Origin of the sequence: Vibrio proteolyticus NBRC 13287 (assembly GCF_000467125.1) — a bacterium.
In the GTDB taxonomy this organism is placed as follows: Bacteria; Pseudomonadota; Gammaproteobacteria; order Enterobacterales; family Vibrionaceae; genus Vibrio; species Vibrio proteolyticus.
On record NZ_BATJ01000001.1, the window covers coordinates 370,668 to 389,003 of the forward strand.

The window sequence follows — 18,336 nt, forward strand, 5'->3', positions numbered from 1 at the left end:
ACTCAATAGCAAGACCAGGCAAGTAACACCATGATTGTTCATCCTAAGCCCGACATTTTCGATATTTTGTTGTCATTGAAGGGCTCTATCGCCAGAAGAATTGCTCTGCGCAGCGTAATGGTGACGGCACTGGCTTCACTGATCGTGATGGTGGAAAGTCTTTACCCTCACTGGTTTACCAAAGTGAACGCCACTCCATTTACCTTGTTGGGTATTTCGCTATCGATTTTTATGAGCTTTCGTAACAACGCCTGCTACTCACGTTGGTGGGAAGGCCGCAAAGCATGGGGACAAGTCATCACGGAATGTCGCACGTTCGCGCGCAACAGTGTCGCCATTCCGGAAAAATGTCTGCGAGCGAAATTGCTGTATGAGTTATGTGGTTACACCCATGCCGTAAACGCCAGATTGCGTGACGAAAATGAATGGCAAGCTGCGCAGCCCTGGTTAGTCAAACCGGCTGCGGTTTATGGGGTGCACGTAAGTGAAGGCATTTTGCGCAGTATCAGCAAAGACTGCTCCGAGCTGGCCTTATCCGGCTCATTGAATGAATGGCGCCATACGTTGCTGGCACAGCAGCTACAGAAATTGTCGGAAGCTCAGGCTACTTGCGAGCGCATCAAAAGCACACCATTGCCATTTCCGTACACCTTACTGTTGCACCGTACCATCTATATTTTCTGCGCTTTATTGCCTTTCGCAATGGCCGGCTCGCTTGGATGGTTGGCACCGCTTTTCACCACGATTGTTGCATATACCTTTTTTGGACTGGATGCAATTGGTGATGAACTGGAAGACCCGTTCGGCCGGGATGAAAACGACCTGCCGACCGACGCCATGGTCCGAATTATTGAGCGCGACATTTTGGATGCGTTAGGCGAAACCACATTGCCGCCAACACTGGAACCGGTGGATTACGTACTCAACTGAGTACCCCGGCTCCCTGAACTGAACACTACAAAACAGGCCAAGTATGGACATTAAACAGCTTAAGTATCTTATCGCACTGGATAAAACCCGGCATTTTGGCCAGGCTGCAGCGCTGTGTCACATCACTCAACCAACGCTTTCAATGCGGATTCGCAATCTGGAAGACGAGTTGGATCTTGAACTGGTCTCTCGAGGGCAAAGGTTTGAGGGTTTCACCGAAGCTGGTGAGCGTATTCTGGCCTGGGCAAAAACGGTGTTAGCCGCACACGACGGCTTGCAAGCCGAGGCCGCGAATTGCAGAGGTCAATTGGTCGGGAGTCTGCGCCTGGGTATGGTACCTCTTGCCAGCCAGAATCCTATGCAGTTGCTCAAACCGCTTGCACAAACTTATCCAGAGCTTCGCTTTCAGGTGACCTCCATGACGTCTGAGCAAATTATCGATCAACTCAACCGCAATCAACTCGACTTGGGCATCTGTTATCTTGATCAGATTGATACGGCTTATTTTGACGTTATTGAGTTAAGCTCCACCAGCATGGGGGTGTTGTATGATACCCGTCACTTCGCATTCGATGATGCTGCCATGAGTTGGGGACACCTTGATAGCATCCCTCTGGGGCTGCTTACCAAAGGAATGCATTACCGTCAGTCTATTGATCTCAATTTGGGCAGCCAGGGGATCACACCACAAACGGTGATTGAGAGTAACTCTACTTTTCATCTGATACAGGCCGTTAATGCGGGTGTCTGTTGTGCGATTATGCCTCTGAACTGCGGCCTGGAAGCCCTTAACGACAATCTGCGTATCATTCCGATTGAACAGGCGGTTGTCCATGCGCCGATAGGGTTGTTGAAGCGCAAAAAAGAGCCGCATTCGGCTCTGACGGATCAATGTTTTGACGAAGCGAAAACCATTTTCGCACCGGCTCTTTAATCATCCCCGGTTGTATCAATAAACCGGTCCTGCTGTAACAAGGTGATATCATGAGATGTACTGCTCCTAGCCCACTCACTGGCAATGATATGAATGCTGCGCCAGCGCAACCGGAAAGCTTTAGCTATCGTGAGTTGACCGGAGATCGCCCGGTGATTGAAAATCGCCTGCCGAGCGAATCTGCTTTGTCAATCAGCTACAATGGCATCAATCAGGCGGTCATGATGGTCACCCCCGGCAATCTGGAAGACTTTATCCGTGGATTCACACTCAGCACGGGCATCATTGAACATTTTCGTGAAGTGCATGATATTCGCATCCGCGCGCAGGGCGAGGCCTATTTTGCGGATGTCGATATCACCAACCGCGCCTTCTGGAATCTGAAAACCCAGCGTCGTCATCTGGCCGGAACCACAGGATGTGGTATCTGTGGTGTTGAAGCACTCGAACAAGCGTTGCCGGATCTCGAACCACTTCAACCATCACTACCACCGAGCGAAAACCTCTTTGCTGGATTGAGAATGCGTATTCAGGAAGCTCAACTGGCTGCAAAACAGAGCGGCGCGCTGCACGCTGCTTTGTATGTCGACCCCATCGGTGAAATCGCGTTATGTCGTGAGGACATTGGCCGTCACAATGCTCTGGATAAGCTGATCGGCGCCATGGCCGACCAACACTATGACCCACAACAGGGTTTTGTGGTGGTGACCAGTCGTTGCAGCCTGGAATTGATACACAAAGCTGTCCGGGCCAAAGTGGCGACTCTGGTCAGCCTCTCAGCGCCTACGGCATTAACCGTTCAGTGGGCCCGCCGTAACCACCTTAATCTGATCCACCTGCCGCAAAGCAATGTGCCTCGCCTATACAGCCCGGCACCCTAAACCCGTGACGCGTATTTTTGTGGCGGTATCGATGGTTCATCTGTCGGGGCTTTGGTAGTATCAAAGCTTCATTTGCCAACGGTAATCTATCCCACATGACCCTCGAAAAGTTTGCCTCAATATACCAACGAGCCGCTGAACGTAAAGGCGGCGAAGACAGCCTCGAAAAACTGGTTCGCAAACCACTGACACCAGAAGAAGTAGCGAATATTCCTGAAGATCGCTGGTTATCAGAATTTTCGATGAAAGTATTCCAGAGCGGAATCTCATGGGATGTCGTACGTAAAAAGTGGCCAAACTTTGAAGAGTTGTTTTTGGGCTTCAAGGTTGAACCTTTGCTGATGTGGTCAGATGAACTCTGGGAAGAAAAAGCCAAAGATCCACGCATTATCCGCCATTTGACGAAAGTGATGTCAATCCCGGCCAATGCTCGCATGATTTACGAAGCGCGAATTGAGCACGGCTCCTTCAGCAATATGGTGGCAAACTGGCCTCAGGAACAGATCACTGAGCTTTGGGAGTACCTGAAAAAGCACGGTAATCGTCTGGGTGGCAACACCGGGCCATATTCTCTGCGCACCATTGGAGCCGATACGTTTATTCTCTCTTCCGATGTCGAGTCTCATTTGCGGCATTGCGGCGTTATCGACAGCGGACGTACGACCAAACGTGCGCAAAAAGCAGCAAATGAAGCCTTCTGCCAGTGGCGGGATGAATCCGGCCGGACGTTCACAGAGATCAGCCAGATCATCGCCTTCAGTTGTGGCGATAACCGAATCTAACCTTAGCGAAACCAGCCCGGTACGCACACCGGGTTGCCCTGCCCTCAAGCGGTATCCCGGTGTACATATTTTCCTGGTGTAACCCCAAAATAGTGTTTGAAGGCCGTGATGTAACTGCTGGTATTCTCAAACCCACACGCCAGTGCCGTTTGTGTAACGCTCTCGTGTCGCGCCAGCCAGCGCAATGAACTCAGCACGCGAGCCAATTGACGCCATCGGGCAAAAGTCATCCCGGTTTGCTGCACAAACAAACGGCTCATATGCCTCGGGCTCAAACCAAAATGACACGCCAATTGCGGCTGATCGCGCCTGTCGTCTGGGCGGTTTAATAACGCATCAGCGATAAGTCGTAATCGTTTATCAGTGGGCATCGGCAATCGCATCACAGAATCATCGGCTGCATTGATCTCATCCATCAATACCCCAAGTAAACGTTGCTGAGGCTCCGTCACCTTCGTTGACCCCACGCTCTCCAGACGTCGAATGATTGCGTCACTCAAAGGGTTAAGTGCCACCAGCCTAGGGAAAGCCGAAGCATGAGGCAATTGCGCCGCCGGCAGCATCAAAATCATACCATCACATTCACTAACGACTTCGGTGCGATGCCTGACATCTGGCGGTACCCACCCCAAAGCTCCAGACGTAATCATCCACTGCTCCGAGCCCGCTTCAATACTAAGCACACCACGCGATATCCAAAACAACTGTCCTTGCGGGTGTTGATGCCAATCCGTGCTGCTGTTGTCCTTATGAATCAGATGATGACGCTGACATTTCATCATTTGGCTGTTTATCTATAAAAGTGGTCTGAATATACAAATTACGCCATTCGAATAATAAATACACTTGTTATCTCGTTGTTTAAGTTACCTTTGGAGATGACGCGATGTCACAATTATGTCCCAACGTGCAGTGGGTGCTCAACGCACTGACCGAGATTATTGAAGCCCCTGATTACGACGCGCACCTTATTACTCACTACTTTTCGCCCCAGTATCAACAAACGGTCGATGGGGTGCATCTCGATTTCAGCCAATTTTGTACACACATTGCAGCCTTGAAAAGTCAGACTCATAAGATGACAGTGACATTACTGGCAGCAGCCAGCCACAACAATCTGGTGTTTACCCGCCATCAGGTTGCGGTCACCAAACTCGACGGAAGCAAAAGTACGGTTATGGTGCTCGCCTGTTTCGAGTTGAGCGGAAATAAGATCACACGTTGTTATGAGTGCTCGATGGTGATGAGTGGGCCAAAGGAGGACAAAACACTGGCCTCAATTCGCTAGGATACGTAGAAGATGAAAAATCCGGATGCATTGCATCCGGATTCACGGCTTCAACTCAATCAGTTGAAGCTGAGTGTCGCGCTGTTAAGAATACCAGTATCGCGAGAATAGTTGTCGGCCACGACCAAGCGCCACTGACCTGTCACTTCTGCCGGATCAACCCCTTGCAGAGTGAAACGCACTTTGTATTGCGTGCCACGGTCATTCGAGTTGGCCTGCTTCAATACCCAACGGCTGTTGCCTGGTGAGTACAATTCAACCGAGATGTCACCAATGTATTGATGGTCGATATCCAGCTCAATCGTGGTCTGATTGATGTCACCATTGTAGGACACATCAAACGGTACCACGATCTGGTTCGCATCAGGGATCGCCAGCGGTGAACTCATGGTGTATACGTTCTGACCCGTTGCACCATCAGGTGTGGTGGTTCCGGTGTCACCATTGGCATTGCCGTTGTAGATGTTGGCAATTTTCGGTGCCGTCAGATTAATCGCACGCACCGCATTGGCATAGTCTTTCTTACCACACGCCTGACCTTGACAGGTTTTGTCCGGGTTTGAAAAAGTGTAAGAGCGACCGTTGACACCAAATAGGAAGCCATACGCCATCGTGGTCGCAAAAGAGTTCTGCACTCCATACCCGTAAGCGTCTTTTTCGGTTCCGTTATTGGTGTGTGGATACCCGTAATCTGGTGCACCCTGATATTGTTCATGCGCGTGGTTTAGACCAAAGTTATGGCCCAACTCATGAATGAAGGTGTCGGCACCACATTCGTTGATATACGAGTGGCTGTACATCAGGCGTTTCGCGTTCGACGGCGAGTATTGCCAGTCGTTTGCCGCGACCACCCAGGCCAGACCACAGCTGATTAACCCTTGTTGTGCGTCGTAGTCTGGCGTGTTGTTCAGATCCAGATTACGGAACATCGCAACCATGTCTGCGCCTACATCTTTGCGCACGGTCTCGATATCACTGAAAATACGATCCTGTTTTTGCCCGGGAGTAATTGCGTCTAACGCTTGTCCCTGAGATTTCTTATAACCAGGCGCTGAGTCAAAGTCATACTCACGCGCAGCAATGAGGTTAACTTTGATATCCAGACCACTCTCTTTCAGGATCTGGTTACCGACGTTAAAACGGTGCTGAATCTGGGCCATATGATCCTGATTGAACCACTCAGATGTTGCTTTGGTATACACCCCCAAAACATCGATATTCGTGGTTGCGTTTGCAGCAGGCATAGCGAATCCTGACGTTATCATCAACGCTAATAACGTTTTTTTCATTTTAATATCCTATTTTAATATTTTATGTTTTATTGTTATAAGCACAGACTTAATATTAATCAAAGCCGTGATTTGGTGGCACTTCATATATCCAAGCTGTGCTCCCTTTGCCTTCAACTTTAATTGCGCCTTTAGGATGACCAATAAAGCCTAAAATTGAAGACTTACCAAAGGTAAACGTTACCGGGTATTTTTCTCCTTCTAGTTCAAAATACCCTGACCAGGTACGTATACCTTCATTCTGAAATTCATTGGAGTCGATATTAATTGCAATATCTGTATTATCAGGAAGATTAATGGTAATCTTGTCACCTTGATTCAGTGCCTTAAATTGCGGCACATCTGCAAACTCAATCGCTTTGATGTTTTCCACGTAAGGGCTTTCTGGGCGTAGGGTTTCTATTTCATCCGTCGGGTTTATGTCAACCCATACTTCTTTGATTTCTCTTGGCGTACGCACTTTATTCTCGGCAGCGACCTTCTGCTTATCGACCACTCGAGTGGCTTCTTTCTCAACTGGAACAACAGAAGAAGATACGGTTTTATCCGGTTGGGACGGCGATTTTTCAACCATAACAGTGCGGTCTTCCTGCGTATTTTCTTTAGCACTTTCATCAGAATTCTGAATTAACGGTTGTGGTGTTTGCAACAACCACCAACCAATTCCTAGTGCGACTATCAGGCCAGCAACCAGTATTTTAATTTTCACTTATATACCTCACCAATAAACATTGAGGAATCCAATATAAGATTTTTTTAGATAAAGAAATAAAATCTGAGTGACATTGCTCCCAAAATAAAATCGATGATAATTTTGTAAACTTTATTTTAGGAACCAAGAGCACATTTTAATTATTATTAAAATATATATTTCATTCAACTGACATATAACATGAATTTTACATACAAATATATACGCCGTACGCTATAAATACATTTCTCTATCCTGTTCATTTCTTTCACTCAGCCCCTATATCGTACTAAGTTCCCTCACTTTGCCTAAACTGAAATAAACCGGGTGTGCTTCCGGTCTACTCTCTGCAGTTATCAAAACAGGAGGCCATATGCTCAACTGGCAAAATGTCGTTACCTACGCCAATCAAGGTAACCCGGCACCCGATCGAACTTTGCACCTGAGCGATGCGGAGTGGCAAACGCGCCTCAGCGATAAGCAATATTATGTGATGCGCCAACACGGGACTGAGCGTCCGTTTTCAGACCAGATGTGTGAATTGTTTGAACCCGGGCAATACCGTTGCGTTGGTTGTCAGACGATGTTGTTTGACTCGGGCAGTAAGTTTGATTCGCAAACCGGCTGGCCATCGTTTTCACAACCGTTTAAAACCAATGCGGTGTCTTATCATCTGGACCAAACGCTGGCTCAGATCCGCGTCGAAGTGCGCTGTAACTGTTGTGAAGCCCACTTAGGCCACGTGTTTCCTGACGGACCAAGACCCAGCGGGCTCAGATACTGCATCAACGCCGTCGCGATCGAGAAAGTAGAACAGGAGGCAGAATGAACCGACAAACAGCAACATTTGGTGGCGGTTGCTTCTGGTGTACAGAAGCCTTATTCAGTCAGGTTAAAGGTGTGTTGTCCGTCAGAAGCGGCTACAGTGGTGGCCATGTGAAAAATCCATGCTACCGTGAAGTGTGTAACGGCACGACGGGTCATGCTGAGGTGGTACAAATCGAGTATGACGCTGATGAGATCAACTATGCGCAGTTATTGTTGATTCACCTGACCACGCACAATCCGACCACACTTAATCAACAGGGGGCGGACCGGGGAACGCAATACCGCAGTATCATTCTGGCGCACGATGATGAGCAAGTGGAGGTTGCCAACGGGATCATTCAGGAGCTTACGCCCCATTTTGATGACCCGATCGTCACGGAAATCGTAATGTACAAGGCGTTCTACGAAGCGGAATCACATCATCAGAACTATTACGCAGATAACCCGGACAAACGCTACTGTGCAGTGGTCATCGAACCGAAGCTGATCAAGTTGCGTGAACGTTATCAGGATTTGCTCACTGGTTAATTCCAAGGCGCCCGAAAAGGCGCCTTTTCATTGCCTCATCAACAGACGAAATATACTCTGGCAGTCTTTAGGTGACATCAGTTTCGGCACCGGATAATTCCAATATGCCTCTTTTAAAGCTTGCGCTACCATCGCCGCGATGTCTTCTTCTTGGATCTCTTCAAGGTAGTGCGGTAAACCAATGGCAGCACATAACTGATGTATATAATCGATCAGGGCTTGTGCGGCTGATTCCGGGGTCGACTGCTCACTTGCCACTCCCCCAGCGACAGCCAGCGCTTTCATTTTTGCTGCGGCGTGGCTTTTACTGAACTGCATGACATGTGGCAATGCCAGCGCATTCGCTAACCCGTGCGGGATTTGATACTGGCTGCCCAACGTGTGAGCAATTGCGTGCACATACCCCAGGCTGGCTTTGGTGAACGCCAGACCGGCATAATACGCCGCGAGCGACATGTTCAGCCTGACAGCGCGATTGCTTCCTACTTTGACGGCGCTTTCGAGGTTGTCCGTTATCAGCCGGAAGGCCGCCAGTGCATGGCGATCCGTCTCCGGTGTGGCATTTCGGGACAGGTACGCTTCAATGGCGTGCGTCAATGCGTCTATGCCCGTTTGCGCTGTGATATGTGCAGGTAAACCCATCATCAGATCAGGGTCCAGCGCTGCTACCAATGGCATCAGTTTCGGATCCATTAATGGTGTTTTTTGATGAGACTGTGGATTGGACACCACCGCCGCGACCGTCACCTCGGAGCCTGTTCCGGCAGTGGTTGGAATGACAAATAAAGGGGCTGGCGGCTGACGTACCTTAAGTAAGCCAGATAATTGCTTCACAGAACGTTTGTTGGTGGCCAGCGCGGCAATCACCTTAGCACAATCCATTGGCGAGCCGCCCCCTAAAGCAACCACGGCGTCACACTGTTGTTGCTGGTACCGCATATGGCCACGTTGTGCCTCGGTATAAGTGGGATCAGGAACCACATCCGCAAACAGCGTACTGTCGACGCCGTAGCTTTCGAGCTTTGTTTGCAATTGCGCAGCAAAACCCAGCTCAACCATGCCGGAATCAGTAACCACCAGAACCCGGCGACATCCCATCAGACCGACCGAATGGCAGAGTTGACTGACAGCACCGTGGCCGATAAACATGGTCGGTTTAGTGATCGGTAAATACCTGGCCGCCAGTTTCAGACCAGCCATATAAAGGTGATGAAACCAAACTGGATACGTCATTCTCTTCCCTGTTTTGAGCATTTACTCAGATTTTTAGATTAGGAAAAAGTGTAGCTCTTGACCAGAGGGGCGAATAAAAAGTGTGGGGCTGAAATCCCCTCAAACAACAAGGTAACGGCACAGCCGGTTTCGTCCCTGTTCTTTTGCTTTGTACAGCGCAATATCAGCTTCTTTGATCGCCGTGCTGATGTCACCACCTGGCTCGATAATGCTGGTACCGATACTCATTGAAACCTTAACCCGGCCATGTTCCACCGGAATTGAGGTCGCTTCAACGACCAAACGCAGTGCGTCGAGTTTATGATAAGCCATCGCTTGCGTATTGATTGGCAACATCACCACAAACTCTTCTCCGCCATATCGCGCCACCAAATCTTCGTCTGCAAAATGCTTCTGAAATATTTGACTTAAATACTGCAAGACTTTGTCACCACTTTCGTGGCCAAACGAGTCATTGATGTCCTTAAAATGGTCGAGGTCAAGCATCGCCAGTAAGTGCGGTTTGGACTGTTTAGCCACCTTCTGGCTGGCTTTATCGATGAAATAACGCCGGTTAAACATCCCGGTCAAACTGTCTTTGATCGCACGTTGATAGTGCCAGTCAATTTCATCATAGAAAAACAGTGACAATACCGCCCCCAATGAAGAGATCACCAAAATGCTCTGAACAAACGCAGACAAACTGTGGTAAACAATAGTGGCATCATACTGGGTCATCGCGATATAAGGCAGATATAAAAGCGCTGTACTGAACGCGATGCTGAACGTCAGAATTTTTTCACCCAGACGCCCGCTTTGCGTAAATTTAGCCGCTGCCAACGCCGCCACACCAAAGACAGCGGAGTGATTCAGCGCAGCCAGCATCACTCGTAACTCCAATGAATCCGGAATCGTCATCGTCAGGCAAATCTGTAAGCTGGTATAGGCGATGATATGCGCTAAGCCAAGCAGAGAAAGCCAGCGAGGTACCGCACGCCCATACCAGTTCAGCACGCCGAACAACAAAGCATAGCTGGCAGCTTGGTAAAAGGCATTATTGGTGGCAACTGAGTAGATCAGCTCCACCCAGGCTCGGGCAATACTGGTCAGATAACCCAGCCCCAGCAGGATAAAAAACAGCGTGAACCAGCTGGCGGCCACTGATTTACTGTGGGTCAGTTTGTTGCGCACCAGAATAACGAACAACCCTGCAATACCACTACTGGCAATGTTATTCAGGATGGTGGCAGATTTAAGTACATCCAAATCGGTCAACGTCATCAGCTACAACAATCAGCTTACTTATAGTTTTGTAGTTTCTATGTACCACAATAATAACTGTTTACCAAAATATTCACCCTAAAAGGCTCCCTAACAGGGAGCTAAATAGCCTTTTATTGTTCTTGCAATTAAAAACGGATAAAAAAACAGCAGGCCTGAGCCTGCTGTTTTAGACAGAAATGGCAGTTAAAGCATGCCTTGCCACAACATCCCAACCGCCACAACCGCGACCAGAGTTAATGCACACGCACCAAGACGCTCTTTACCCTGAAACGGATATGTTGATTGCTGACGCTTCGCTTTAATGTAGAAATATAAGCCGGGCACATACAACACTGCCGACATCAACAGGTAGTTCAGGCCGGAAGCGTATAAGAGCCACACCCCATATAAGGTGGAACACAGGCCCACAATCAACAAAGCGCCACGATCGCGCTTTTCTAATGCCAGTTTCAGTGTAAACGCACCAACCAGAAAATACGGTACCAGGATCATCTCTGACGCAATCACCAACAGTGTGTCATAGGTACTGCCCGCGTACATAACCAACACCAGAGATACCTGGATACATATATTTGTCAGGGTCAGCGCTTTGACCGGACTCCCTGCGGCATTTTGTTGTGCATACTCGGCTGGAAACATGTTGTCGCGAGCGCACAAATAAGGCGCTTCGGAAGCCAGTACTGTCCAACTAAGGAAAGCACCGCACACGGACACAATTAATCCAGCGCCGATAATGTACTGCCCCCAAGGTCCCAAAATCGTGGTGAGCACTTTCGCCATGGACGGGTTCTGGAATTCCGCCAGTTCAACCGGCTTGATGACCCCCATCGACAACAGGGTCACCAGCACATAGATGGTCAATGCCGTCAGCAGGCCCAAAATAGTTGCCCGGCCAATGTCCTTGCGGTGACGAGCCCGGCTCGAAACCACCACGGCCCCTTCAATACCGATAAATACCCAAACCGTAATCAGCATGGTGGCCTTTACCTGAGCCATCAAATCGTGCTCGGCGCCAAAGTGCAGACCGGAGAAATCAACCGTGAACGTTTCCCAATTAAACGCGACCATCGCACAGACAATAAACAGCACCAACGGGATCATTTTTGCAAACGTGGTGATCAAATTGATAAATGCTGCGGTTTGAACACCACGCAACACCAATGCATGCACCAGCCATAATAGTACCGACGCACCTGCCACTGATATCCAGGTGTTACCCGCCCCAAATATCACTTGATCTGGCGTATCAAAAACCAATCCCAGCGTACTGAAAACAATCACCAAATAGGAAACATTGGCAACCATCGCGCTGAACCAGTACCCCCATGCCGAGCAAAAGCCAGCAAAGTCGCCAAAGCCTTCACGGGCAAAGCCGAAAACGCCGCTGTCTATATGAGGTTTATGATTGGAAAGTTGCTGGAAGGAAAGTGCGAGGAAAATCATGCCGACGCCGGTGATTCCCCACCCGATCATCACCGCTAGCGGACTGGCAACGGCAGCCATATTCTGAGGCAAGCTGAAAACACCTGCACCGATCATCGAACCGACAACCAATGCGGTCAAAGAACCAAGCCCGAGTTTATTATCCATGGTAAAAGTCCGGTATATCTCTGTCATGCGGAGGCGCTATTTTAGAGCGAAATCTGCCTGGCTACAGGCTTGTCGTGATCTGTGTCACTGAGATAGTGCAAAAATATACCTATTCATTGCCAACGATCAAAAAGCTGCGTGATTTTCGCTGAAAACTTCGCCACCTTAAAAGTATAAGGCTCCACATATTACACACTTTTAAGTACAGATAAATAAAATATTCCGTTATAAATGAATATTAATCTATTCAATATCATTATTATGGTTATTTATGTGGTCAGCAGGAAAATAACTATTCAAGCCATGAACGGACGATGCGATCCCTGCCAAGCTTTTATCAGCTTAGTCACTGAATCTGGCAACTTACTGACATTTATATGATGAAAAGCAATATTAATTGGCTAAACTACTGATAAAAGAGTGATCTTAAGATTGAAAACGATGGATATTTACACACTTTAGACTGGTCAACGTCACTCAGGTCAGTGTAGAATCCCGCCTTACTTCAGAGTACACCGTTCATCACACACGTTGCGCGGTGATAACAATAATCTTCATAGCGACAAGCTCGACATACTCTGACGTCTTTGGCTAACAAGTTAGAACAAATTTTCATTTGAAACACGTTTACTCACTTAAACCACTACCTGAATAATTTCGGTTACTTTGTAAGTCAATGGATCAAGATAAATTTACCAACGTATATCGACTACCTGGTTCGATCCAGGTGCGTATCGCCAAATGGCAGAAAACGTTTAAAGGCACGTCCGATATCGTGCTGCACAAAGCGCTCATGGCGCGGAATAAGCAATTTCAAAAGCCAGACTTCTTACCTAAGGGCTGGTGCGTTACGCTGTTTGACGAACAGGATTTTTCTATTACCGAACACGGTAAGTATATCCAGACCGCCATGCGGACTCTCATCGATCGTAAAGTGTCTTATAAGCGCGTTTATTTGTCACGGGTCCCGCTTGAGAAAGCCAAACCCGCTCTGGAGCGCTATAAAGCGGAATGGGTTCAAAAACACAACCGCGTGGCAAAAAAATATAATCAGATCAAAAAGAAAGAGCTGATCAATCTGGCGAAAGAAGAATCCGAAACACTCTATCCTTCAATCCCGAAAGGTGAATTTGATCGACACCTCTGGAATCGTCTGGTGCGTTCAATGTTCGGGCCAGATAAAAAATATACCAACCCCTACTTTGTCAAAAAAGCCGATTTTTAAGGCTGTATCTAAAAACGAAAAAGAAGCGCCACACATGGCGCTTCTTTTGCCTTTTACCGATTCCCTGACCTGCACTGTGAACCTACACTCTCGCCACTTTGGCTTGCTTCTACCAAAAGGGATTTCATGCTGAAACAAGCGTTAGTTTCGCGCAGACACGCCAAAGCAGATACGTCAGCGGCGCGCTGACCAAGCCATCCACGGCATAATGCCAACCCAATGCAAAGGAGCCAATGTAAATAACCGCAGCAAATAGCCAGAATAAGGCGCCAACCCAGCGGTTCACTGACGACATACCCAACGCCATCAGCACCGCAATTGATACGTGCATGCTCGGCATCGCGGAAATACCACTTCCCAACATCTCCTTCTTGTTCAGGTACGTGTCCCACAAATCATTCTGTACATTAAGAGCCCAAAGTTCATAGTCGCTATTCACTTTCAGCCACTCACTCTGCTGAGTCAGTAGCGCCATCAACTCTGTATAGTGCTGGTTGCCCGCATCCAGCCTCATTGTAAAAGCGGGGCCGGCAGAGGACATCAATAGAGCCAGAATCGAGCCCAGTAATGCCCAACAAAGAAGAAAACTGGCTACATAGTGAATTCGTTGGTTGCTGTTGGCAAATATTAAGAAGTAGAGCAGCACTCCCCACAATAATAAAAACCAGACGTGATAAAAGACATTCAGAATAAGTGTTATGTAAGGTGAATTGACGCTGTGATGAAACCATTTCCAAGGTTCATTCCCCGAAAATAACCACCGATCTGCGTGGTAAAATAACTCATCATATTTAAATGATTCAACCAGAGGGATCAACGACTTCAGTGTACTGTAACTCGACATAAAGTAACTGAACACGAGCATGAATATCAAAACAGAAATGAGTTTGGCTCGATGTCCAAACAACACCTCCAGCTTGTTCCTACAACAGGTTACCGGGTGTTTTTCCCTACGAATCAACAATAAAATCCCGTATCCCAATACGAACACACCAACCGTTGCGGCCACAATCACCTGAAGAATATCGACATAGGACAAGGTCAATGAAATATCCTTTTCATAACCATAGTGATGAGAAAAAAGATAAGTAAATAAAGTAAAGATTAATATAATCACATAAAGAATGATGTCTTGTTTAAGGTATATACACACTGCTGAGCATTCTTTTATCAAATTCTGCTTAATCGATACATTATTCGGCTTATTCGCAATCAGCATAGCCAAAGATTTTATTTCTTTTGTAAACATCACATCATGTCATCGAGAAATACATCACAGATTATGGAAAGTGTCTCTTTATTGCCAATTAACTATTTTAATTTCGGTATAAATACTCGTTATAGTCGGTTTTTCTCAGAGCATTTCCGTCAGCTACTCTTGGCCAACAGCTCCGGTGTTCAACGCAAATTTGATTTGCCCTACGCTGAAAATGTGTGTTAGCTTGCAGATATGAAACCGATCCAATCCCTTCGTACACAAACCATGTTCTGGTGGCGCTCTCTCTGAGCGGCACTGAATTTCTACGTTCATTCGCCGCCGGAAGGTAGCGAATGATCTCAGGCATAGCGACTCTCCGGCGGCAGCAATTACAGGAGATATTGATATGCAAAACGAACGAAAAACCATCCTGACCGGAGACCGGGCCACTGGCCAACTGCACCTCGGTCATTATGTTGGTTCACTGAAACAGCGTATTGATCTGCAACATCAGCATGATCAAACCATTCTGGTGGCGGATATGCAGGGGCTGACTGACAATGGGCACACCCCGGACAAAGTCGCATCAAACATCCTTAATGTGGTCGCCGATTACCTGGCAGTTGGCATTGATCCGGCCAAAACCACTATTTGCTTACAGTCGCACATTCCGGCTTTGGCCGAGTTGACGATGTTCTACAGTAACCTGGTCACCATTTCGCGTCTCGAGCGCAACCCGACGGTGAAAAATGAAATCCAGTCCAAACAATTCGGGCGCTCCATCCCGGCCGGCTTTCTGACCTACCCGATCTCGCAAGCCGCAGACATTACGGCTTTTCATGCCACCCAAGTCCCTGTCGGAGACGATCAATTGCCGATGCTTGAACAGACCAATGAAATTGTCCGTAAGATCAACAATCTGGCAAATGAGTCTGTACTCGTTGAGTGTACGCCGATGCTGAGCCATACACCGAGATTACCCAGCACCGACGGCAAAAATAAAATGTCCAAGTCACTGGGCAATGCCATTAACCTCGGGGCAACGGAAAAAGACATTCGTGCGGCGGTCCATTCAATGTATACCGACCCTAATCACCTGCGTATCGAAGATCCCGGCCAGGTGGAAGGCAACATCGTATTTACCTACCTTGATGCTTTTCATCCGGACACCGCCCACGTGGAAGCTCTGAAAGCCCACTATCAGGAAGGTGGGCTCGGTGACGGGAAAGTCAAAGCTGAACTTGAGGCTTGTCTGCAAGCGCTACTGGCGCCGATCCGGGCCCAACGGAATGAATTGCTCGCCGACCGCGCTTATCTGTGTGACGTGTTACGCGCTGGTACCGAGCGCGCCAACCGTCAGGCAACCCAAGTCGCTGACGCTGTGAAACGCGTTTTCGGCCTGAACCTATTTTGAGACAAGCATGTTGCGCACTGGTCATTAACTAGAATCCGTCCGTCTGCTGGCGGATACCAGCCGCTTAAAAAAGCACAACGCCCCACTTCAGTGAGGCGTTGCGCTGTTAACAGCGAATCTGTCAGGTCAGTCGATGTCGCAACTGATGCTGGATATCGGCGTCTCTGAGGTTGTAAAACAAACGTAGGCCGTTGCAGGTAGATTGGGACCGACACGGATTTTACTAACACTCAGATCGTCTTGTTTAAAGTTCACTTCATGTGAACGGCGTGTCGAGCCATCAAAATAGGTGGCCTCAAAGCGCTCGCGCAACCAGTCGACTTGTCGCCCGCGGGTCACCGCCGTGGTAAACGTCACATTGGCGCATCGCATCGGCGGCTTGCTGACGATCATCGCCTGCTCAGAGTCACGGTCAAACTGAACGGCTTTGACTGTGGGCTCAATATCGATGGGTTGAAAGCTCTCGACCTGACACTGGCTGGCAGCTTGCGCAATCGGTGATAAGGCGAGCAAAACAATTCCGGTCCACTTCATAAACCTGACTCCTTATATCGGTACGGCTGACAGGATAGTTATTCTCAATGACCGACATTTAACTACATCCTGATGCGTCACACCAGCGTCATGCTTTAAAGCTATTGATTTCATTGGTATTACTAAGCTGCCTTATCCATTCAGTGAAATACCGTTTTGTATGCTTCCGCAATGCCATCAATCAACATCTGAGTACCAATGACGGCCAGAATGAGGCCCATCATTTTCGTGATCACATTTAGAGCGCTTGGGCCAATCGCTTTCACCAAACGTTCGCCAGATAAGAACAATACGTACGTCAGTATGCACAACAATCCAAACGACACGACCGTCACTACCGTTTCAATCACACCGCCGGTTGTTGCGAAGTTCATTGCGCTGGCAATGGTCCCCGGACCTGCCAGGATCGGAGTGGCTAAGGGCGAGACGGCAATACTCAGCACCGCATCACTTTTCTGCGGAGAGTACGCCTTTTCTTTGGTTTTGCTGTGTGTGCTATCGCCTTGCAGCATATGAAAGCCGATCAGAAACACCAGAATGCCACCGGTAATACGCAGGGCATACAAAGTGATCCCGAATAAATCAAAAATGACTTTGCCGGACACCGCAAAGGTGGTCACGATAATAAAAGCAATCAGAACAGAACGAAATGCAACCGACTTGACCATCGAGCGCTCGGCATCGGCAGTCAGGCTTAGAAAAATAGGGGTATTGGCAATGGGGTTCATTATCGCAAACAGCCCCATAAATACCGTCACGATATGGATGATCAGTTCTTTCATACCTTTCCTTTCGAAATATCAATCAATTACGTCAGGTTAGTATAGGCATGATTCCGGTTGGCGCGCTATGGTGGCGCGATTTCTTACCAGAGCATGGGTCAATCGACTGCGCTGACCCGGTTGGTCACACTCCCGACACCTTTAATGGACACTTCTATCTCATCCCCGTCGCGCAGCGCCTCAGTTCGTCCAGGCGTGCCCATAAAAATCAAATCCCCGGGTCGTAAAACAAAGTACTGACTCAGATACGCAATCACCTTGGCGGGTTTATGGATCATCGTACGCATCGTTTCTTGCTGAACAACTTTGTTGTTGAGCCGAGTGACCACTTCAAGATCACGAAAATCTACTCCTCGGGTGATCCGGGCACTCACCGGCCCAAACCCGTCACTGGATTTCGCTCGTATCCACTGTAAATCCTGAGCCTGCCACGTCCGCTCGGTCAGATCATTGCCAACCAGATAACCGAACACCGCGCTCATTGCATCGGCTTCACTGATATTTTGCGTGGTTTTGCCAATCACAACCACCAGCTCACCTTCAAAGTGCAGATTCTTTGCACCAGCGGGTAACACGACCTGCTGCCCTGACGGGATAAGGGAACTGTAAAGTTTAACGAACATCGGTGGATCAGCTCGTGCGGACGACGCCATGTGGCTGGCGAAATTCAGCCCAACCGCGTACACATTGCCGGGAGCCACCGGCAGGAGAACCGTCACCTCAGACAATGACAGGCTCTGCTCAGACAGTTGAAACGTATCGAACAAATTACCGACAACTGGTTGAATTCTGGTGCCCTGAATCAAGCCATATTGGACCGTGCCACCGTGCAAATACCTCACATACTGCTCTACCTCTGCGGCCGATGAACACGACCACAACAACACCAACAACAGATACACTCGCTTCACGATTCCCTCCGCACAGCGCACTAAACCAAACGTCG

19 protein-coding genes are annotated in these 18,336 nt (G+C 48.4%); 9 read left to right on the forward strand and 10 right to left on the reverse strand.

From position 1 onward, the window contains the following. The first annotated feature begins 30 nt into the window (after window positions 1–30). The 4 genes from VPR01S_RS01655 to VPR01S_RS01670 all read left to right on the forward strand — a co-directional run bounded on the left by VPR01S_RS01655 (window position 31) and on the right by VPR01S_RS01670 (window position 3,527). Complete coding sequence (locus VPR01S_RS01655; protein WP_021703553.1) at window positions 31–930, forward strand: bestrophin family protein; 900 nt, start codon at window positions 31–33, stop codon at window positions 928–930. A 43-nt stretch (window positions 931–973) separates the two neighbouring features. Then, window positions 974–1,864 (forward strand): LysR family transcriptional regulator, encoded by an 891-nt coding sequence (locus tag VPR01S_RS01660; protein WP_021703554.1) that lies wholly within the window; start codon window positions 974–976, stop codon window positions 1,862–1,864. A 50-nt stretch (window positions 1,865–1,914) separates the two neighbouring features. Further along, window positions 1,915–2,745, forward strand: coding sequence for a formate dehydrogenase accessory sulfurtransferase FdhD (gene fdhD, locus VPR01S_RS01665; protein WP_021703555.1), 831 nt, complete (start codon window positions 1,915–1,917; stop codon window positions 2,743–2,745). A gap of 95 nt (window positions 2,746–2,840) precedes the next feature. Continuing rightward, window positions 2,841–3,527: a DNA-3-methyladenine glycosylase I gene (locus VPR01S_RS01670; RefSeq protein ID WP_021703556.1), complete on the forward strand. Its 687-nt coding sequence runs from the start codon at window positions 2,841–2,843 to the stop codon at window positions 3,525–3,527. 44 nt (window positions 3,528–3,571) lie between these two features. Here the strand turns inward: VPR01S_RS01670 and VPR01S_RS01675 are convergent, their stop codons facing one another. Then, on the reverse strand, window positions 3,572–4,309 hold the full coding sequence (locus VPR01S_RS01675; protein ID WP_021703557.1) for a helix-turn-helix transcriptional regulator: 738 nt from the start codon (window positions 4,307–4,309) through the stop codon (window positions 3,572–3,574). Between the two features lie 104 nt (window positions 4,310–4,413). On the opposite strand from VPR01S_RS01675, the gene VPR01S_RS01680 reads away from it, so the two are divergent. Next, on the forward strand, window positions 4,414–4,815 hold the full coding sequence (locus VPR01S_RS01680) for a hypothetical protein (protein ID WP_021703558.1): 402 nt from the start codon (window positions 4,414–4,416) through the stop codon (window positions 4,813–4,815). A 59-nt stretch (window positions 4,816–4,874) separates the two neighbouring features. Here the strand turns inward: VPR01S_RS01680 and VPR01S_RS01685 are convergent, their stop codons facing one another. Further along, window positions 4,875–6,104: a zinc-dependent metalloprotease family protein gene (locus VPR01S_RS01685; protein WP_021703559.1), complete on the reverse strand. Its 1,230-nt coding sequence runs from the start codon at window positions 6,102–6,104 to the stop codon at window positions 4,875–4,877. Window positions 6,105–6,159: 55 nt separating this feature from the next. Beyond that, window positions 6,160–6,813 (reverse strand): protease inhibitor BamI-like protein, encoded by a 654-nt coding sequence (locus VPR01S_RS01690; protein WP_021703560.1) that lies wholly within the window; start codon window positions 6,811–6,813, stop codon window positions 6,160–6,162. Window positions 6,814–7,168: 355 nt separating this feature from the next. On the opposite strand from VPR01S_RS01690, the gene msrB reads away from it, so the two are divergent. Both msrB and msrA read left to right on the forward strand, forming a co-directional pair. Beyond that, window positions 7,169–7,624 (forward strand): peptide-methionine (R)-S-oxide reductase MsrB, encoded by a 456-nt coding sequence (msrB, locus tag VPR01S_RS01695; RefSeq protein ID WP_021703561.1) that lies wholly within the window; start codon window positions 7,169–7,171, stop codon window positions 7,622–7,624. After that, on the forward strand, window positions 7,621–8,151 hold the full coding sequence (msrA, locus tag VPR01S_RS01700; protein WP_021703562.1) for a peptide-methionine (S)-S-oxide reductase MsrA: 531 nt from the start codon (window positions 7,621–7,623) through the stop codon (window positions 8,149–8,151). The genes msrB and msrA overlap by 4 nt, the downstream gene beginning before the upstream one ends. A 27-nt stretch (window positions 8,152–8,178) precedes the next feature. Here the strand turns inward: msrA and VPR01S_RS01705 are convergent, their stop codons facing one another. The 3 genes from VPR01S_RS01705 to VPR01S_RS01715 all read right to left on the reverse strand — a co-directional run bounded on the left by VPR01S_RS01705 (window position 8,179) and on the right by VPR01S_RS01715 (window position 12,237). Continuing rightward, window positions 8,179–9,384 carry an iron-containing alcohol dehydrogenase gene (locus VPR01S_RS01705; protein ID WP_040902123.1) on the reverse strand — a complete coding sequence of 402 codons (1,206 nt, stop codon included), beginning with the start codon at window positions 9,382–9,384 and terminating at the stop codon, window positions 8,179–8,181. A gap of 99 nt (window positions 9,385–9,483) precedes the next feature. After that, window positions 9,484–10,644 (reverse strand): GGDEF domain-containing protein, encoded by a 1,161-nt coding sequence (locus VPR01S_RS01710; protein WP_021703564.1) that lies wholly within the window; start codon window positions 10,642–10,644, stop codon window positions 9,484–9,486. A gap of 186 nt (window positions 10,645–10,830) precedes the next feature. Further along, window positions 10,831–12,237 (reverse strand): basic amino acid/polyamine antiporter, encoded by a 1,407-nt coding sequence (locus tag VPR01S_RS01715; protein ID WP_021703565.1) that lies wholly within the window; start codon window positions 12,235–12,237, stop codon window positions 10,831–10,833. A 676-nt stretch (window positions 12,238–12,913) separates the two neighbouring features. Between VPR01S_RS01715 and VPR01S_RS01720 the strand changes: the two genes are divergently transcribed. Continuing rightward, window positions 12,914–13,462 carry an MSHA operon transcriptional regulator gene (locus VPR01S_RS01720; RefSeq protein WP_021703566.1) on the forward strand — a complete coding sequence of 183 codons (549 nt, stop codon included), beginning with the start codon at window positions 12,914–12,916 and terminating at the stop codon, window positions 13,460–13,462. A gap of 124 nt (window positions 13,463–13,586) precedes the next feature. Here the strand turns inward: VPR01S_RS01720 and VPR01S_RS01725 are convergent, their stop codons facing one another. Continuing rightward, window positions 13,587–14,711 (reverse strand): phosphatase PAP2 family protein, encoded by a 1,125-nt coding sequence (locus tag VPR01S_RS01725; protein WP_245580773.1) that lies wholly within the window; start codon window positions 14,709–14,711, stop codon window positions 13,587–13,589. Window positions 14,712–15,066: 355 nt separating this feature from the next. On the opposite strand from VPR01S_RS01725, the gene trpS reads away from it, so the two are divergent. After that, window positions 15,067–16,074: a tryptophan--tRNA ligase gene (gene trpS / locus VPR01S_RS01730; RefSeq protein WP_021703568.1), complete on the forward strand. Its 1,008-nt coding sequence runs from the start codon at window positions 15,067–15,069 to the stop codon at window positions 16,072–16,074. 126 nt (window positions 16,075–16,200) lie between these two features. Here the strand turns inward: trpS and VPR01S_RS01735 are convergent, their stop codons facing one another. The 3 genes from VPR01S_RS01735 to VPR01S_RS01745 all read right to left on the reverse strand — a co-directional run bounded on the left by VPR01S_RS01735 (window position 16,201) and on the right by VPR01S_RS01745 (window position 18,301). Then, window positions 16,201–16,608 (reverse strand): hypothetical protein, encoded by a 408-nt coding sequence (locus VPR01S_RS01735; RefSeq protein ID WP_021703569.1) that lies wholly within the window; start codon window positions 16,606–16,608, stop codon window positions 16,201–16,203. 140 nt (window positions 16,609–16,748) lie between these two features. Next, the gene (locus VPR01S_RS01740; RefSeq protein ID WP_021703570.1) at window positions 16,749–17,390 is read right to left on the reverse strand and encodes a MarC family protein; all 642 of its coding nucleotides are present in this window, start codon (window positions 17,388–17,390) and stop codon (window positions 16,749–16,751) included. A 98-nt stretch (window positions 17,391–17,488) separates the two neighbouring features. Continuing rightward, window positions 17,489–18,301: a fumarylacetoacetate hydrolase family protein gene (locus tag VPR01S_RS01745; protein ID WP_052035722.1), complete on the reverse strand. Its 813-nt coding sequence runs from the start codon at window positions 18,299–18,301 to the stop codon at window positions 17,489–17,491. Window positions 18,302–18,336: the final 35 nt, after the last annotated feature.

Excerpts from the sequence above, each read along its gene's own strand:
- VPR01S_RS01655 (WP_021703553.1), top strand. The coding sequence starts at position 31 with ATGATTGTTCATCCTAAGCCCGACATTTTCGATATTTTGTTGTCATTG.
- VPR01S_RS01660 (WP_021703554.1), top strand. The coding sequence starts at position 974 with ATGGACATTAAACAGCTTAAGTATCTTATCGCACTGGATAAAACCCGG.
- fdhD (WP_021703555.1), top strand. The coding sequence starts at position 1,915 with ATGAGATGTACTGCTCCTAGCCCACTCACTGGCAATGATATGAATGCT.
- VPR01S_RS01670 (WP_021703556.1), top strand. The coding sequence starts at position 2,841 with ATGACCCTCGAAAAGTTTGCCTCAATATACCAACGAGCCGCTGAACGT.
- VPR01S_RS01675 (WP_021703557.1), bottom strand. The coding sequence starts at position 4,309 with ATGATGAAATGTCAGCGTCATCATCTGATTCATAAGGACAACAGCAGC.
- VPR01S_RS01680 (WP_021703558.1), top strand. The coding sequence starts at position 4,414 with ATGTCACAATTATGTCCCAACGTGCAGTGGGTGCTCAACGCACTGACC.
- VPR01S_RS01685 (WP_021703559.1), bottom strand. The coding sequence starts at position 6,104 with ATGAAAAAAACGTTATTAGCGTTGATGATAACGTCAGGATTCGCTATG.
- msrB (WP_021703561.1), top strand. The coding sequence starts at position 7,169 with ATGCTCAACTGGCAAAATGTCGTTACCTACGCCAATCAAGGTAACCCG.
- msrA (WP_021703562.1), top strand. The coding sequence starts at position 7,621 with ATGAACCGACAAACAGCAACATTTGGTGGCGGTTGCTTCTGGTGTACA.
- VPR01S_RS01705 (WP_040902123.1), bottom strand. The coding sequence starts at position 9,384 with ATGACGTATCCAGTTTGGTTTCATCACCTTTATATGGCTGGTCTGAAA.
- VPR01S_RS01710 (WP_021703564.1), bottom strand. The coding sequence starts at position 10,644 with ATGACGTTGACCGATTTGGATGTACTTAAATCTGCCACCATCCTGAAT.
- VPR01S_RS01715 (WP_021703565.1), bottom strand. The coding sequence starts at position 12,237 with ATGGATAATAAACTCGGGCTTGGTTCTTTGACCGCATTGGTTGTCGGT.
- VPR01S_RS01720 (WP_021703566.1), top strand. The coding sequence starts at position 12,914 with ATGGATCAAGATAAATTTACCAACGTATATCGACTACCTGGTTCGATC.
- VPR01S_RS01725 (WP_245580773.1), bottom strand. The coding sequence starts at position 14,711 with ATGTTTACAAAAGAAATAAAATCTTTGGCTATGCTGATTGCGAATAAG.
- trpS (WP_021703568.1), top strand. The coding sequence starts at position 15,067 with ATGCAAAACGAACGAAAAACCATCCTGACCGGAGACCGGGCCACTGGC.
- VPR01S_RS01735 (WP_021703569.1), bottom strand. The coding sequence starts at position 16,608 with ATGAAGTGGACCGGAATTGTTTTGCTCGCCTTATCACCGATTGCGCAA.
- VPR01S_RS01740 (WP_021703570.1), bottom strand. The coding sequence starts at position 17,390 with ATGAAAGAACTGATCATCCATATCGTGACGGTATTTATGGGGCTGTTT.